The following is a 15,284-nucleotide window of genomic DNA, read 5'->3' as shown; positions in this document are numbered from 1 at the left end:
CTGGGCGCTTGTGCATGCGGCTGTTGGAAGAGATCGAGTGGTGTCGGGGTCAGCGGTGTTGTTGGGAGGCGGCGGCGTCGGCGCTGAGGTCGGAGAGAGACAAGGGGTGGGAGGGGGGACGGTCGAGGATGAGGGTGCGGTGGATCTGGAGGTTGTGGTCGATGTGGAGGAGTTCGCCGGAGGGGAGGAGGTTCCAGTCGGGGTCGTCGTCCATCTCCTCGCTGGCCACGACGACGGTGGGGACGCGGGCCGGGTCGGTCGATCGGACTCGGACGGTGCCCGCGGTGCCGCTGTGTTCGAGGTGTTCGCCGGGTTCGCGGTCCAACACGTAGAGGTCGTGGGTGGCGGGGTAACGGAGCGCCCACAGCTCGGTGGCGGTGGTGAGCAGCATGTTGATCGCGAAGATCGGCAACCGGTCGGCGATCCAGTGCGTCGCCGCGGTGATGCCCGCGGTGACGTCCCCGTTGTGGGCGTCGATGTGTTTGGTGATCAGGGCGAAGAAACGTTCCGAATCGGTGTCGCCCTCGACCAGTTCGCGGTATCGGCCGAGTTCCTCGTCGAGGCGGGGAAGTTCCTCGATGACGCCGTTGTGCGCGAAGATTCGCCCGTCCTGGGTGAAGGGGTGGGTGTTCTTCGTGCTGAGGTCGCCGGTAGAGGCGTGCCGGATGTGGGCGAGGAATGTGGCCGACTCGCGGTGCTTGGCTTCCACGGCGAACTGCCGGTCCTCGTAGGCGGCAAGCGGCTGTTTCTCGACCAGCGGCCGCCCCGCGGTGTCGAAGGTGCCGAGCCCGGTTCCGTCGGGATTCGCCTCGCTCTGGCGGTCCAGGCTGTCGGCCGCGTCCAGTAGCCAGAAGCTTGCTTTGACTCGTCGCGGAGCGGCGGTCAGTCCGAAGAGTCGACACATAGTGGCATCACCCCTGCGCCGGTCGCACCGAATGATCTTGCCCGGTCCGAGCCTATCGCGCGTTCACTCCGCGGACCGGTGACTCGGCAAAGGTCCGCGGAAACGCCGACGCGCGCCGGAATCCTATCGATTCCGGCGCGCGTCGCCGCTATACCGGTCCGCCGAAAATCGGCGGGACGCCTCCCCGAATCTGGCGATTCAGCACTCGAGCCCGACGGTTACCGCGAGCGCCGATCAACGCTGAGCGAGTCCGACCAGTCGTTGACGCAACCAGGTGAGCGGGGTCGCGCCCCCGGCGATCCGGTAGGACGGGTAGCTCTGGTGGGCGCCGGAGGCCAGGAAGTCATCGATCTGCTTCTTGCGCTCCTCGTAGGCGGAATTGTTGAGCTGGTCGTGCAGGAGTCCGAAGCCTCCCGCGGCCATGGCGTCGTTGATGAGTTCGCCCGCCTGCTGCTGATACTTGTCGAACAGGGCGGGGTCCGGGTTGGAGACCTGCGCGAAGAATCCGGCGATCCGGGCGGCGTAGTCACCGTCCGGGGTAGCGCAGTACAGGTCGCCGGGGACGCAGAACGTGAAGGTGTGCGGGCTCAGCCAGCCGAATCCACCCAGGCGCGGGCCGCCCGCTCCCGCGCCCGGCACCGGCGGGCCGATCAGGGTGTCGGTGGGGGAGCGGCGCGGGTCGGCGATCAGACCGACCAGTCCGACCCGGTCGGGCGAGACCACGCCCAGCCCGGTGCCGATCTCGGCGGCGAGATCGCCCGCGGCGTCCGCGCCTTGGCTGTAGCCGAGCAACGCGAATCGCGTCGTCGCGCAGCGCTGGGCCGTGTCCGCGATGAGCGCGCGGGCGGTGTCGATGGCTTCGCGCTTGGACCGGCCGTACACCTCGCCTTCCCAAGGGAACGCGGTCGCGGTGTAGGCGACGTAGTCGGTCCAGACGTCGCCGGGCAGGTCGTCGGCGACGGCGGCCAACATCCCCTTGCCCGGTTCGGTTTTCGAGGTCTCCCAGGTCCCCGGAACCGCCACGACGTGGACGTCGGGGCAGTGCGGTGGACTGGCGTGTGCGGGGGTGGAAGCGGCGGCGGGTGACAGGACTGCGGCGAGGGTCGCCACCGCGCAGGCGGCTGTGTTCGTCCATCGAGTAAACATCGCGTACTCCGTGTGTTCGCTGTGGGCGAGGACGACGGCTCTCGGGCGAGCGCCGGTGTCGATGTCTTTCAGGTAGGCACGAGTGCGTCGGAAATCGTCCGGGGGGACAGACAATATTGTGGCGGAAAGTTTCGTTTGTGCACGGTGATGCTCGAGGATTGCTCCACCCGTGTCGGTTCGAGCGCCTGAGCGGCGGTGCCCACCGGCGGTCGGCGGTGCTCCGGCACGGTGAGGTTTCGGGCAGACTGGGCGCGGGGATCCACCACAGCGATCCTCGGACCACGCCCGGCAGAACACGATCGCGAACAGGAGTGCCCGCGATGACCGACGTGCGTATCGGCGAGCGTCCGGCGCCGGTCGTCTCCGCGCGCGGCTTGCCGCCGGTCGGCGGGTGGTCGCGGCGGGCACGCGCGGTGCTGACCTCGTCCACTCCGCGCGCCGTTGTCCTCTTGGCCTGCTGTCTCGTCGTTGCGCAGGTGGCGCTGCGCGGTTGGATCGCCGGTCGCGGCTATTTCTATTGGGACGACCTCGTTCTGGTCGGGCGCGCCGGTCGCTACGAGTTGTTGTCCACGGACCTGCTGCTCTACGACCACGACGGTCATTTCATGCCGCTGGCCTTCGGCGCGGCGTGGCTCGTGACCAGGGCGGCACCGCTGGACTGGGCGGGTCCGGTGATCTCGCTGGTCCTGCTGCAACTCGCGGCCTCGCTCGCGGTGCTGCGCATGCTGATCGTCGTGCTGGGCAGCCGCCGGGCGATGCTGGTGCCGCTCGTGCTCTACCTGGTGTGTCCGCTGACGCTGCCCGCGTTCGCGTGGTGGGCGGCGGCGTTGAACGCGCTGCCGTTGCAGTTCGCCCTCGCCTGGGTGATCGGTGACGCGGTGTTGCTGGTGCGGACCGGGCGGCGCCGGTACGCGGTGTCCGGGATCGTCGTCTTGGTCCTGGCGCTGCTGTCCTTCGAGAAGTCGGTGGTCGTTCCGTTCGTGGCGTTCGCGGCCGCCGCCTCGACGCACCACGTGGACGGTCACACCGGTGTCATCCGGACGGTCGCCCGTCGCGGGGCGATGCTGTGGGTGGGTTGCGGTGTGGCTCTGGTGGCGTGGCTCGGCGTCTATCTCAGCGTCGTCGACGTCGCCGCCGTGCACGGCAACGGGCACGATGTCGGGGAGCTGCTGCGCACCGCCACGTCGCTGGGTGTCGTGCCCGCGTTGTCGGGCGGGCCGTGGGTGTGGGAACGGTGGTTGCCCGCCACGCCGTGGGCAGCGCCGCCGGACTGGGCGGTCGCTTTCGCTTGGGTGGTGCTCGGTCTGCTCGCTGTGGCCGCCGTCTTCCTGCGTCGGCGGGTGACGGCGGTCTTGGTGACGGTCGCGGTCTACGTCGTGGTGGCGCAGCTGCCGCTCGCGCTGATTCGCAGTGGACCGCACACCGCCACCGAGATCATGCAATCCCTCCGGTACCTGGCCGACGTCGCGGTGCTGATGGCGCTCGCCGGTGCGCTGGTGCTTCGGGCACGTCCCCGCGAATCCGAGCTGTGGGCGCGGCTGGGCAGGCGGCGGTTCGTCGCGCCCGCCCTGGTGGGGCTCACGGCGGCGTTCGTGGTGAGCAGCCTGTGGTCCTCGTGGACCTTCGCGCGCGCGTGGGCGATCGGCCCGACCCGCACCTACCTCACCAACGTCACGGCCGCGCTCGGCGAACAGGACGCGCCGCTGCTGGAACAGGAAGTGCCGTGGGCGGTCCTGGCACCCTACGCCTATCCGCAAAACCTCGCCGAGAACGTGCTCGCACCGGTCGCGCCGCCCAGCGCGTTCGCCGACTCGACGCCACGGTTGCGCATGATCACCGACACGGGCGAGATCGTGGACGCCGTCGTCTGGTGGAACCGGCACATCCGCCCGGGTCCCGATCCCGGCTGCGACCACCGGATCGCGGGCCCGACACCGGTCGCGGTTCCGCTGGACGGGCCGATGCTCGACAACAACTGGACCGCCCAGCTGAACTACGTCGCCGATCGGGACGGGCAGCTCACGGTCGGCCTCGAGCGCGGGCGGCCGGTCGTCGTCCCGGTCCGCTCCGGGACGCACACGGTGTACGTGCGGGTGGTCGGTGGCGGATCTTTCCTTCGAATCGGTTCCTACACAACGGGTCTCACGTTGTGTGTCGGTGTGGGTCCGGTCGGCGTCGCCTCCTACGACCGCTGAGTACTCGGGTGGTGACTCGCACGAAGTTGCTTGAACTTTTAGCTTGCTTCGGCCATTCGACAGGAAGAATCCGCTGCGAATCTCCGAAGTTCTGTCGATCGCGCCGATGGCCAGCGGTAAACTGAGCGGGACGCTTGCCGCGGCGCCGAAGGGGTCTGTCCTCGTTCGTCCGCGCGCGCGTTCGGACCCGTTCGAAAAGCCGTGCCGCGGACGGAAGTCGACGCCTGATGATCTCGCACCGGTCAGTTGCCGTTCCGGCACGGTGATTCGCCGCGTGGTCGTAGTGGCCAAGGGTCGCAGCGCCGTGGCCCCCCGGGATTCCGCAGATTTGTGAAAACGCGTGGCGGGCAACCACATAAGGGCTCGTGTGTCCCCGGATCGGTCACCGGCCACGGGCGGACGGGCCATTCAACAGCTCTGTCGTGGAGGTGGCCGATGGCCGAAAAGTTCGAGGGACGCGTCGAATTCGATATCCGCGATTCGGTGCCCGACTGGGGACCGTACGCGGAGCCGACGGCCCCGAAAAACGCGCCGAACGTGCTGTACTTGGTGTGGGACGACATCGGCATCGGGACCTGGGACTGCTACGGCGGTCTGGTCGAGATGCCGACCATGTCCCGCATCGCCGAGCGCGGCGTGCGGCTGACGCAGTTCCACACCACCGCCCTGTGCTCACCCACCCGCGCCGCGCTGTTGACCGGACGGAACGCGACCTCGGTCGGCATGGCGACCATCGAGGAGATCAGCGACGGCTTCCCCAATATGTGCGGACGGATACCCGCCGACACCGCCCTGCTGTCGGAGGCGCTGTCCGAGCGCGGGTGGAATACGTACGCGGTCGGCAAGTGGCATATGACGCCGCTGGAGGAAGAGAATTTGGCCGCGTCGAAACGGCATTGGCCGCTGGGACGTGGGTTCGAGCGGTTCTACGGATTCCTCGGCGGGGAGGCGGATCAGTGGTATCCGAATCTGGTGTACGACAATCACCAAGTCGCGCCGCCGTATTCACCCGAGGACGGGTATCACCTGTCGAAAGACCTGGCGGACAAGTCGATCGAGTTCATCCGGGACGCGAAAGTGATCGCCCCCGACAAGCCGTGGTTCCTTTATCTGTGTCCCGGCTGCGGGCATGCGCCGCATCACGTGCCGCGGGAGTGGGCCGACAGATACCGCGGACGTTTCGACATGGGCTACGAGAAGTACCGCGAGGTCGTGCTGGAAAATCAGAAGCGCATGGGTCTGCTGCCGGAAGGCACCGAGCTCTCGCCCGTCAATCCCTACGCGCACGCCACCAGCGCGGACGGCAAGCCGTGGCCCATGCTGGACACGGTACGGCCGTGGGATTCGTTGTCGGAGGACGAGAAGCGGCTGTTCCGTCGGCAGGCGGAGGTGTTCGCCGGATTCCTGTCCTACACCGACGCGCAAATCGGCAGGCTGCTGGACTATCTCGAGGAGAGCGGCCAATTGGACAACACGATCATCGTCGCGTTCTCGGACAACGGCGCCAGCGGCGAAGGCGGTCCGAACGGCACGTCCAACGAGATGAAATTCTTCAACGGCTACCTCGACGCGATCGAGGAGAACTTGGCCAAGCTCGACGAGCTCGGTTCGCCGAGCACCTACAACCACTACAGCATCGGTTGGGCGATGGCGTTCAACACCCCGTACAAGCTGTACAAGCGGTATGCCTCGCACGAAGGCGGCATCGCCGATCCGTGCGTGGTGTCGTGGCCCGCCGGGATGTCGGCCCGTGGTGACTTGCGCCACCAGTACGTCAACGTCTGTGACGTCACCCCGACCATCTACGACCTGATCGGCATCGCGCCGCCGGACATCGTGAAGCATGTGCCGCAGCGACCGTTGGAGGGCAGCACTTTTCGCGCACTGCTCGACGACGCGAACGCGGATACCGGCAAACACACGCAGTTCTATTCGATGTTGGGGACGCGCGGGATCTGGCATCGCGGGTGGTTCGCCGACGCCATCCACGCGGCATGCCCCTCCGGCTGGGGACATTTCGACCAGGACCGCTGGGAACTGTTCGATCTCGATCACGACCGCAGCCAGGTGCACGATCTCGCCGACAGTTATCCCGAGAAGCTGGAAGAGCTGAAGGCGCTGTGGTTCTCGGAGGCGGAGAAGTACCAGGGATTGCCGCTCAACGACCTCGACATCGTCTCGGCCATGACCCGATACCGCCCGACGTACGCCGCCATGCGCGACAGGTCGGTCTACTATCCCGGCGGCGCCGAAGTGGGACCCGGTGCGGCACTGGAGATTCGGGGCCGATCCTTCGCCCTGCTCGCCGAGACGACGATCGAAAGGCCGGACGCGAAGGGCGTGTTGTTCGCCCACGGTGGACGGCTCGGCGGGCACACCCTGTTCATCGAAGACGAGCACCTGTACTACATCTACAACTTCCTCGGCGAGGAGGAACAGATGATCGTCTCCGATCGTCCGGTACCACTCGGCGACCACATCCTCGGAATCCGCTACGAACGCCACGGAACCCGCCCCGACAACTTCACCCCCACCGGCGAGGCCGTGCTGTACATCGACGAGACCCCGGTCGGCTCCCTCGGCGACATGCGCACCCAGCCGGTGACGTTCTCCGGTGTGGGCGAAGGAGTTTGCGTCGGTCGCGACAACGGCCAATCCGTCTCCACCCGCTACCCCGCACCGTTCCCCCTCACCGGCGGAACCGCACACCAGGTGGTCGCCGACGTGAGCGGAAAGCCATACCAGGATTTGGCAATCGCCGCGGCAGCGGCGTTCTCACGGGATTGAGGGGCCGAGTTGCGTTGGCATCTGGGGCTCGGTGAACTACCGGAATCGGGCTTCGGATCGAGAGCGGTAGCCGCTGGCTGATCGAGAACGAGTAGGGTCATTTGGTCGAGCTGGATCCGCAACCGCTGCTCGAGCAGCGCGGGCCAGGGTGTGAAACCGGCGGAATGCTGACCGCGAGCCTCGAGCGAACGCCGACCGGTTGGCGTCTCGAGGCACGGCAGGAAGTGCATCCTGAAATGTTTCCGGAGATCGGCGAGCTGATGCGCTGGCTGTACCGGCGGGTGGACTTCGGCATGGTCCGACTCGATGGTTCCGTCGAGCTCGGTCGGCTGCGCGGGTATGAGGACGAGAACTCGGAACCGCTCGTCGTGCGAGATGATCACGTCTTCTGGCCGAGGTAGGCGAAGCATTCGGCGTGGTCGGCGGCGTAATCGGGGTGGAGCGAGGATGATGGGGAATCGTGTCCGAGAATCAGAAGGTCTCCGATCTCAAGCCGCGTAGCCGCGACGTCACCGATGGACTGGAGAGGGCCGCCGCGCGCGGGATGTTGCGTGCGGTCGGCATGGGGGATGCGGACTGGGAGAAGCCGCAGATCGGCGTGGCCTCGTCGTGGAACGAGATCACGCCGTGCAATCTGTCGCTGGACCGGCTCGCCCAGGGGTGCAAAGACGGTGTCTTCTCCGGTGGCGGTTACCCGATGCAGTTCGGCACCATCTCGGTGTCCGACGGCATTTCCATGGGACACGAGGGAATGCATTTCTCCCTGGTCTCCCGGGAGGTGATCGCCGACAGCGTCGAGACGGTGATGCAAGCCGAGCGGCTCGACGGCTCGGTGCTGCTCGCGGGCTGCGACAAGTCGCTGCCGGGGATGCTGATGGCGGCGGCCAGGCTGAATCTGTCCAGCGTGTTCCTGTACGCCGGTTCGATCCTGCCCGGCATCGCGAAACTCTCCGACGGCAGCGAGCGCGAGGTGACGATCATCGACGCGTTCGAAGCGGTCGGCGCCTGCGCGCGCGGGCTGATGAGCCGCGAGGACGTCGACGCCATCGAGCGGGCCATCTGTCCGGGTGAAGGCGCCTGCGGCGGTATGTACACCGCCAACACCATGGCCAGCGCGGCCGAGGCGCTCGGCATGTCGCTGCCGGGGAGTGCCGCGCCGCCCGCGACAGACCGCCGCCGCGACGGTTACGCCCGGCGCAGCGGCGAGGCGGTCGTGGAGTTGATCCGCCAAGGCATCACCGCCTCCGACATCCTGACCAAACCCGCGTTCGAGAACGCGATCGCGGTCGTCATGGCTTTCGGCGGTTCGACCAACGCCGTGCTGCACCTGCTCGCCATCGCGCACGAGGCGAACGTCGACCTGTCGCTGGACGATTTCGCGCGCATCGGTCGCCGGGTGCCGCACCTGGCCGACGTCAAACCCTTCGGCAAGCACGTGATGACCGACGTGGACCGCATCGGTGGCGTGCCGGTGATGATGAAGGCGCTGCTCGACGCCGGTTTGCTGAACGGCGACTGCCTGACCGTGACGGGCCGGACGGTGGCCGAGAACCTGGCCGAGATCACCCCACCCGACCCCGACGGCAAGGTGATCCGCGCGATGGCCTCGCCGATCCATCCCACCGGCGGTATCACCATCCTCACCGGGACCCTCGCGCCGGAGGGCGCCGTGGTCAAGTCGGCGGGCTTCGACTCCGATGTATTCACCGGCACGGCAAGGGTTTTCGACCGCGAGCGCGCCGCGATGGACGCACTCGAGGACGGCACGATCACCGCGGGCGACGTGGTCGTCATCCGGTACGAGGGCCCGAAGGGCGGTCCGGGGATGCGCGAGATGCTGGCCATCACCGCGGCCATCAAGGGCGCGGGCCTGGGCAAGGACGTGCTGCTGCTCACCGACGGACGGTTCTCCGGCGGCACCACCGGATTGTGCGTCGGGCACGTCGCCCCGGAAGCCGTCGACGGCGGCCCGATCGCGTTCGTGCGCGACGGCGACCGCATCCGCCTCGACGTCGCCGCGGGCAAGCTCGATGTGATGGTCGACGAAAGCGAACTCGTGCAACGCCGCGAGGGCTGGAAACCCTTGCCGCCCCGCTACACCCGCGGTGTGCTTGCCAAGTACACGAAGCTGGTCGGCTCGGCGTCCGGCGGCGCTGTCTGCGATTGACAACGCGCGCTACGAACGAGTCGCCGTCCGTAGCGCGGAGATCATCGCCTCCGTGCCCGACCTGTCGGCGACGCACCCCCTGCCCGAGGCGCCGTGGCACGAGCCGGGCGCCACGCGGAGCGTGCGCCGGGTGCTTCTGCACGTCATCGTCGAGACCGCCCAGCATGCCGGGCACGCGGACATCTTGCGCGAAACGCTGGACGGGCAGAAGTCGAGCTAGAAGAAAACGGGCGGTCGCGGGTCAGCCCGCGGCCGCCTCCCGGCGACATACCACGCTCGGCTCGTCCACCCGGCGAACAGTTCGGACCGCCAAGGCGCCGGTGCGTGAGTCCGTCACCTGGCGCAGCGAACGAGTCCACGCCGAATTCGTTGGCCCCGGCCCACTTCGGCATGCCACAGTGCCTCCTCATGGGACACAACGATGCCGATGCGCTCCGTCGCATGGCGAGTCTGGCGACGCCGATGGCTCTGCGGGTCGCGGTGACCCTGGGGCTGCCGGACCGGCTCGTCGGCAACGGCGCCGACGCCGCTGAACTCGCGGTCGAACTCGACGTCGCACCGGTCGCGCTCGATCTGCTGCTGGGCCACCTCACCACACTCGGGGTCGTGGAACGGACAGCCACCGGCTACCGCACCACCGAGTTCGGAGCGAACCTGTGCGCCGACGCGGGCAACGGCTTCACCAACATCCTGCTGCGCTTGGATTCCGCTGCCGGTCGCGCCGAACTGGCCATCGTCGAACTCGCCCACAGCATCACCACCGGCCAAGCGGCCTACCCGCGCCGCTACGGACAGGACTTCTGGGCCGACCTAGCCGAAAACCACTCTCTCCGTGCGTCGTTCGATCGGCAGATGACCCTGCGCTTCCGAGAGCAGATCCCGCGACTCGTCGCCGGTTTCGATTGGTCCCGATTCACCACGATCGTCGATGTCGGTGGCGGCCGGGGAACCCTGCTCGCCGCGATCCTGAAAGCCCATTCCCGGATGCACGGCCATCTCGTCGATCTCACACCCACCGCGACCGAGGCCCGCCAAACCTTCCGCGCTCACGACCTCGATGATCGAACCGAAGTGACCGCGGGCAGCTTCTTCGACACTCTTCCGGCAGCGGCGGACGCGTACTTGCTGTCCGACATCCTCCACGACTGGGACGACGAGCACGCCCACCGCATTCTCGCCCGTTGCGTCGAAGCTGCCCACCCGACCGGCCGCATCCTCGTCATAGAACCAGTAGGAGGACGGCGAGCCAGCACCGAGATGGACCTGTCCATGCTCGCGATCTACGGCGGTCGCGAACGGCGCATCGACGAGTTCCGCACGCTCGCCGCCCCGCACGGACTGGTCCTCGACACCGTGACCGACCTGACCGACCAACGCTGCCTTCTCGAATTCCGGTTCGGGCCCGAGCTATTCGTACCGTCGCATCAGTTTCCATAAGCCACGCTCGTCTGCAGCGCCACCTTTTCGCCTGCCCGGCTACGACAATGTGATGGCGTCACTCGAAGGCACGCTGCCAGCGGTAAGCCTATCGATGCTGTGGGTGCGGGAGGATGGGCTCATGGGTATTTCGCTGCATCAGGCCGGGGCGGTGATCTCGGCCGCTCGTAAGGTGGCAGCCGAGTTGGGGGAGGTCGTCTCGCTTGCGGTCGTGGAGGCCGGGGGCGAACTGGTGGCCTTCACGCGTATGGACGGTGCGGCCTCGTATACGGCCGAACTCGCAAAACGCAAGGCAGATATTGCCGTTGCTCTGGGATTCGACACCGTGCACATGACCACTGCCGCGTCTCAGGGACAGCCGATCGTTGGCGGACCGCGGCAATCGGGTGCACACTCGCTGGTACCCAATGGTGGTGGCGTGATCATCCGGGTCGGCGGCGCGATCATCGGCGCGCTGGGTGTATCCGGTGCGGCCTCCTCGATCACAGACCACAAGATCGGCACAGCTGCCGCCGCCCAGGTGGATTGACCGTTCACTGACACACCACGTCGAGCGGTGTTGCCGTCCCATCTGTGCGGCAACGCCATAACCGACCTACCGGACCGGTCTCGGGGGTGGTCGTTGTCGGGGCTATTGGCGACGGGGCGCTGACGGCGATTCGACGGTCGGGCGGGTGGCCTCCGAGGTAGTGGCGGTATCGGTGGAGACCGAAGCCGGTGCGCGCCAGCGGAACAGCCGGGATACGGGGGCCAGGACCAAAGCATCGGGTACCGCGCGGGCACTGACGTCGCGCACGGCTGCGCGCCACCGGGAGTTGGGCATGTTGTTGCCGGTGGCTTGGCGCGACATCCACGACACTGTCCGCACCCGTCGCCGCCGCGCCTTCGAATACGCGCGCAGATCGGGCGCGTGGGCCGCGAGCGTCACCGCGTCCTCGAGGGCCATGGCGGCGCCCAGTCCGAGTTCCGGACGCATCGCGTGCGCCGAGTCACCCACCAACGCGACCTTTCCGAGGGCGAGTGTCGCGGGCACCGGCACCTCGAGGAACTCTCCCCGCAGAATCCGTGCCGGATCGGCCGCCGCGAGGATTTCGGGCACCGGAGACGCCCACTCGGCGAAATGGTCGAGACTGTCGAAGCCGGGTTGGGCGGCCGCGAAGAAGTAAGTGCGTCCACCCGGCATCGGTAGCACGCCGAATTCCGCGTGCACGCCCAATATGCCACCGGCGAAAGGTGCGGGGGTGTCGAGCACGCCTCGCCAGGCGGTGATCCCGGTGTGGCGCACGGCGGTGTCGCCCGGCCACAGGCCCTGTCGGATCGCGCTGTGCACTCCGTCGGCGCCGACGATCAGATCGTGGCGCACCGTCTCGCCGCCGACACGCAGGGTGCCGTCGAGTGCGACGTCCTCGACCGTGCTGCCCGGCCGCAGGCAGTCGCTCGGCACTGCTTGGACGAGAAGCGCGATCAGGTCCGCGCGGTGCAGCACCGTGAATCCGCCTGGCAGCGGTTTCGCCCAGCGGGTGAACAGAACCCGCCCCGCGGCATTACGAATTTCACCGGGCCCCTCGCCGATCCCCGTGGCCCGGATGGCGGCGCCCAGACCGAGCGCATCCAATGCGGTGATCGCATTGGGGAACAACGAGATTCCCGCGCCTACTTCGGTGAACTCCGGCGCCTGCTCGTAGACGGTGACCTGCCATCCGGCGCTACGCAGCGCGATCGCGGCGGCGAGCCCGCCGATCCCGCCACCCACGATTCCCGCGCTGCGTGCCTGCGAATGTGGCATGCTCTGCCCCCCTTGGCATCTCGATCGGACGATCCGAACCCGTTGTTACTGGACAGTAACAACGGTTCGGTAAGGTTGTCCAGAGTCGATATCGGGCACCGGATTCGGCGTGCGAACCCGACCGGTGCCGCTGTGTCCGGCCTGCTACGCCGAGTGAGACACGTTGCCGCACAACCCATCGAGGCGGAATTGATGTCACACTCGACCCGCCGGAGCAGAGCTGGTTGCACGAGCCGGTCGTCTCTGTGCTCGCATCCCCGACGGGCGTTCCCTGCTGCCTGCACGCCCTGCTATTCCTCTCCGGAGTCGGAGTCGGAGTCGGAGCCGGAGCCGGAGCCGGAGCCGGAGCCGGAGCCGGAGCCGGAGCCGGAGCCGGTCGTGAAGAGTTCGACGAAGGCGGGGTCGTCGTGCAGACCACGCAGGTCCCCGTCCTCGCGGATCGACGCGAAATCGACGTACCCGTGCTGCTTCGCGGCGCGTACGAATTCCAAGGCGCGCTTGTGGTCGCCGGTGCGGGCCGCGACGCAGGCGGCGTTGTGGAAGATGTGCGGGGCGCGCGGGGCGTGTTCGAGGGCGGTCGGCAGCAGAGCCTCGGCGCGGTCGAGGTGGTCGTGCCGCAGGTAGGCGTAGATCAGCCGGTTGTACGCCTCGGCGGGCGCGTCGCCCGGGAAGCCGGTGACGAACTCCAGGGCGGTGACACTCTCCGAACTCGCCGCGGGATGGGCGGCGTTGGTGAGCAGACCGAGCAGCCACGCGAAGTCGTCGGGATCGGCGCGCCACTGGTCGGCCCAGTCGCCGCCGTGTCGGCGGCTGAGCTGATCGAGAAGTTCCTCGGCCTGCTCGCGGGCGGTGGGGCCGAGGAAGCGTTGCGGGTCAACGAGACGGGTCAGCCAGGCCGATGTGGCGCGGTGGTCGGTGAAACCGCCGGGAAGCTCGTCGTAGGTCAGCTGCCAGACCTGGCCGGGTGTGGGCCACCAGGTCGACGTGTGATGCCAGCCGCCGGTCTCGAGCGGCAGCAGGTACCGGCCGATCTCGGCCAGGGCAGAAGGAAACTCACCGCGGTGCACATCGCCGAGGGAAGGGCGCTCGCCCGCCCGGATGACGACCCCGCCACCTTGCGCGCGGGTCACGGTGATGCCGGGGGTGGTGAAGGTCGGCAGTGCGGTACCTGCGAGGTGCGTGACGAATGCGGGGCCGAGGACGGTCAGCCAGCCGGCGCCCACCACGCGTTCGGTCGCCGCTTCGAGCCAGCCGTCGACCTGTCCGACGTCGAGGGCGAAAAAGCGACGGCACCAGGAGAACACGCGCTGGTACGGGTCCTCGGCGGAGTCGCGGTCCCAGACGTACGCGCTGTATCCGCCGTGGCCCGACCGTACCGGCAGCAGCTCGGTCAACTCGGTCGCCAGCCGTGCGAGCCGCTCCGGGTCCTCGTCGACAGGGACGATGACCTCGCAGAACGAGGCGCGCGGGCGGCCGTCGTCGGTGGGCGGGATGCCGCGGACGTTGAGGGTGTAGGAGCGCTCGGCGGTGGCCCCGGCCCGCACCGAGATGCGGATGCCGAAGTGACCGCCGACATCGACGCGCATCTGCCCGGCCCACGACTCGTCATCGGGGTGTTCGGCGTCCTCGGGAAAGCCGCCGAACGCGTTCGGCACGGCCCAGACCATGGCGCCGTCGACGGGGAAATGGCGACGGAAGGCCCGGAAGCAGCCGATCACCTCATCCGGTGCGGGATAGGAGCCGAGGTACAGCACCAGCGCGAGCATCACCGACGCCTTGGGATTCTTCTTGCCTACCCTCAGCTCGCCGGGCTCGACGGCAGCAGGCATCGGGTCGTGCGCCGGTGGCACCGCGGCAGCCGGGACCGCCGCGCGAGGTGAGGTCGCGGCACGGCGCAGTTCCTCGACGAGCCGCGCTTCCTTGGCGGCGCGATGTGCCGGGGTCCAGTCGGCGCGCGCGGCCTCCTCGCACTGCGACAGCTGCTCCAGATAGGACTCCACCGCGGCGAGCCTGTCGGCCAGGAAAGCCGCGAAGCCGGGATACCGGGCTCGCTCCTCGTACAGAAAGTCGACCACCTCGCCGGTGCCGAGCAGCAGGACCAGGGAAGGATCGTTGCCGGAGGCGCCCACGATCGCGGCGTCCATCAGTTCCTCCGGCGCCTCGCAGTCCTCCAGCGTCTCCTCGTAGTACGGGTAGGTCTCGTCATCGGTCAGCTCGCTCGTGCCGAAGAGTGTGATGCCCCAAGGGAATTCCGGCCAGCCGTCGTGCAGATGAAGGAAGTTCAGATACTCCGGCGAGAAATTTCCGCCCCGCGCCCGGCGGGCCTCGGCGACGGCGGGCGCCGACGCGGGCGGGCGCGGTCCCGGATCCGGCTCGTCCCCCTCGCGCTCGGCGATCTCGGACAGCACGGTCAGGATGCGAGAGATCGTTGCCTCGAGCATCAGCCGCGACCCCGGCCGAACCGCAGACAGCCGTGCTCCCGCAGCTCGTCTGGCCCGTTCGCGGTATCGGAAAGCTGCACGTCGTTCTCCAGGTCGTTGTCGACACGGCCCCAATGGATTCGGGTGTCAACGGCATCGTAGAGGCGGCCTCCGACTGAAGAAGCGCGCCGGGCGTCGCGATGCCTGCGGGACGATCACGGTGAAGCCGGGCCAGCGGCTCAGCTATCAGCGGCATCAGCGCAGGGCCGAGCGCTGGTTCATCGTGGCCGGCGAGGGCATCGTCACCCTCGACGGCATCGAGCACAAGGTTCAGGCCGTTGGTGAGGACGACATCGAGCGTCTCGCCGACGACTACGGACGCGCCGGCTGAGGCGACATGACGTCACCGGGCGGGGACTCAGGCTCGGCAGAAGGGGATAGC

Annotated in this window: 12 protein-coding genes; 8 read left to right on the top strand and 4 right to left on the bottom strand. The window is 68.0% G+C overall.

Annotated features, from left to right (window positions below; genetic code table 11):
• Window positions 1–49 precede the first annotated feature (49 nt).
• Window positions 50–904, bottom strand: a complete 855-nt coding sequence (locus tag AB0H49_RS26735) for a class II glutamine amidotransferase (protein ID WP_355003188.1) — start codon at window positions 902–904, stop codon at window positions 50–52.
• Between the two features lie 234 nt (window positions 905–1,138).
• Entirely contained in the window at window positions 1,139–2,050 is a 912-nt protein-coding gene (locus AB0H49_RS26730) for a cutinase family protein (protein WP_355003189.1), read from the bottom strand.
• A gap of 320 nt (window positions 2,051–2,370) precedes the next feature.
• Between AB0H49_RS26730 and AB0H49_RS26725 the strand changes: the two genes are divergently transcribed.
• The 7 genes from AB0H49_RS26725 (at window position 2,371) to AB0H49_RS26695 (ending at window position 11,165) form a co-directional block, all read left to right on the top strand.
• A complete protein-coding gene (locus AB0H49_RS26725) occupies window positions 2,371–4,245 on the top strand; it encodes a hypothetical protein (RefSeq protein ID WP_357255333.1) in 1,875 nt (624 codons plus the stop codon).
• Between the two features lie 435 nt (window positions 4,246–4,680).
• Window positions 4,681–7,032 carry an arylsulfatase gene (locus tag AB0H49_RS26720; RefSeq protein ID WP_357255331.1) on the top strand — a complete coding sequence of 784 codons (2,352 nt, stop codon included), beginning with the start codon at window positions 4,681–4,683 and terminating at the stop codon, window positions 7,030–7,032.
• A 101-nt stretch (window positions 7,033–7,133) separates the two neighbouring features.
• Entirely contained in the window at window positions 7,134–7,433 is a 300-nt protein-coding gene (locus AB0H49_RS26715) for a hypothetical protein (protein WP_355003192.1), read from the top strand.
• 59 nt (window positions 7,434–7,492) lie between these two features.
• A complete protein-coding gene (gene ilvD, locus AB0H49_RS26710) occupies window positions 7,493–9,199 on the top strand; it encodes a dihydroxy-acid dehydratase (RefSeq protein WP_355003193.1) in 1,707 nt (568 codons plus the stop codon).
• On the top strand, window positions 9,138–9,419 hold the full coding sequence (locus tag AB0H49_RS26705; RefSeq protein ID WP_357255327.1) for a DUF664 domain-containing protein: 282 nt from the start codon (window positions 9,138–9,140) through the stop codon (window positions 9,417–9,419). Before ilvD ends, AB0H49_RS26705 begins: the two co-directional genes overlap by 62 nt.
• 188 nt (window positions 9,420–9,607) lie before the next feature.
• Window positions 9,608–10,636 carry a methyltransferase gene (locus AB0H49_RS26700; RefSeq protein ID WP_357255325.1) on the top strand — a complete coding sequence of 343 codons (1,029 nt, stop codon included), beginning with the start codon at window positions 9,608–9,610 and terminating at the stop codon, window positions 10,634–10,636.
• A 121-nt stretch (window positions 10,637–10,757) separates the two neighbouring features.
• Complete coding sequence (locus AB0H49_RS26695) at window positions 10,758–11,165, top strand: heme-binding protein (protein ID WP_357255322.1); 408 nt, start codon at window positions 10,758–10,760, stop codon at window positions 11,163–11,165.
• 102 nt (window positions 11,166–11,267) lie between these two features.
• Here the strand turns inward: AB0H49_RS26695 and AB0H49_RS26690 are convergent, their stop codons facing one another.
• Both AB0H49_RS26690 and AB0H49_RS26685 read right to left on the bottom strand, forming a co-directional pair.
• A complete protein-coding gene (locus AB0H49_RS26690; protein WP_357255319.1) occupies window positions 11,268–12,422 on the bottom strand; it encodes an FAD-dependent monooxygenase in 1,155 nt (384 codons plus the stop codon).
• Window positions 12,423–12,712: 290 nt separating this feature from the next.
• Window positions 12,713–14,863, bottom strand: coding sequence for a type VI immunity family protein (locus AB0H49_RS26685; protein ID WP_357255316.1), 2,151 nt, complete (start codon window positions 14,861–14,863; stop codon window positions 12,713–12,715).
• Here AB0H49_RS26685 and AB0H49_RS26680 point away from each other — a divergent pair.
• Entirely contained in the window at window positions 14,838–15,233 is a 396-nt protein-coding gene (locus tag AB0H49_RS26680) for a hypothetical protein (protein ID WP_357255313.1), read from the top strand. The genes AB0H49_RS26685 and AB0H49_RS26680 overlap by 26 nt on opposite strands.
• Window positions 15,234–15,284: the final 51 nt, after the last annotated feature.

The organism is Nocardia sp. NPDC050713 (genome assembly GCF_040654315.1).
Lineage (GTDB): Bacteria > Actinomycetota > Actinomycetes > Mycobacteriales > Mycobacteriaceae > Nocardia.
Note: the sequence above shows the minus strand (reverse complement) of the source record. Positions and strands in the feature narration are given on the sequence as shown.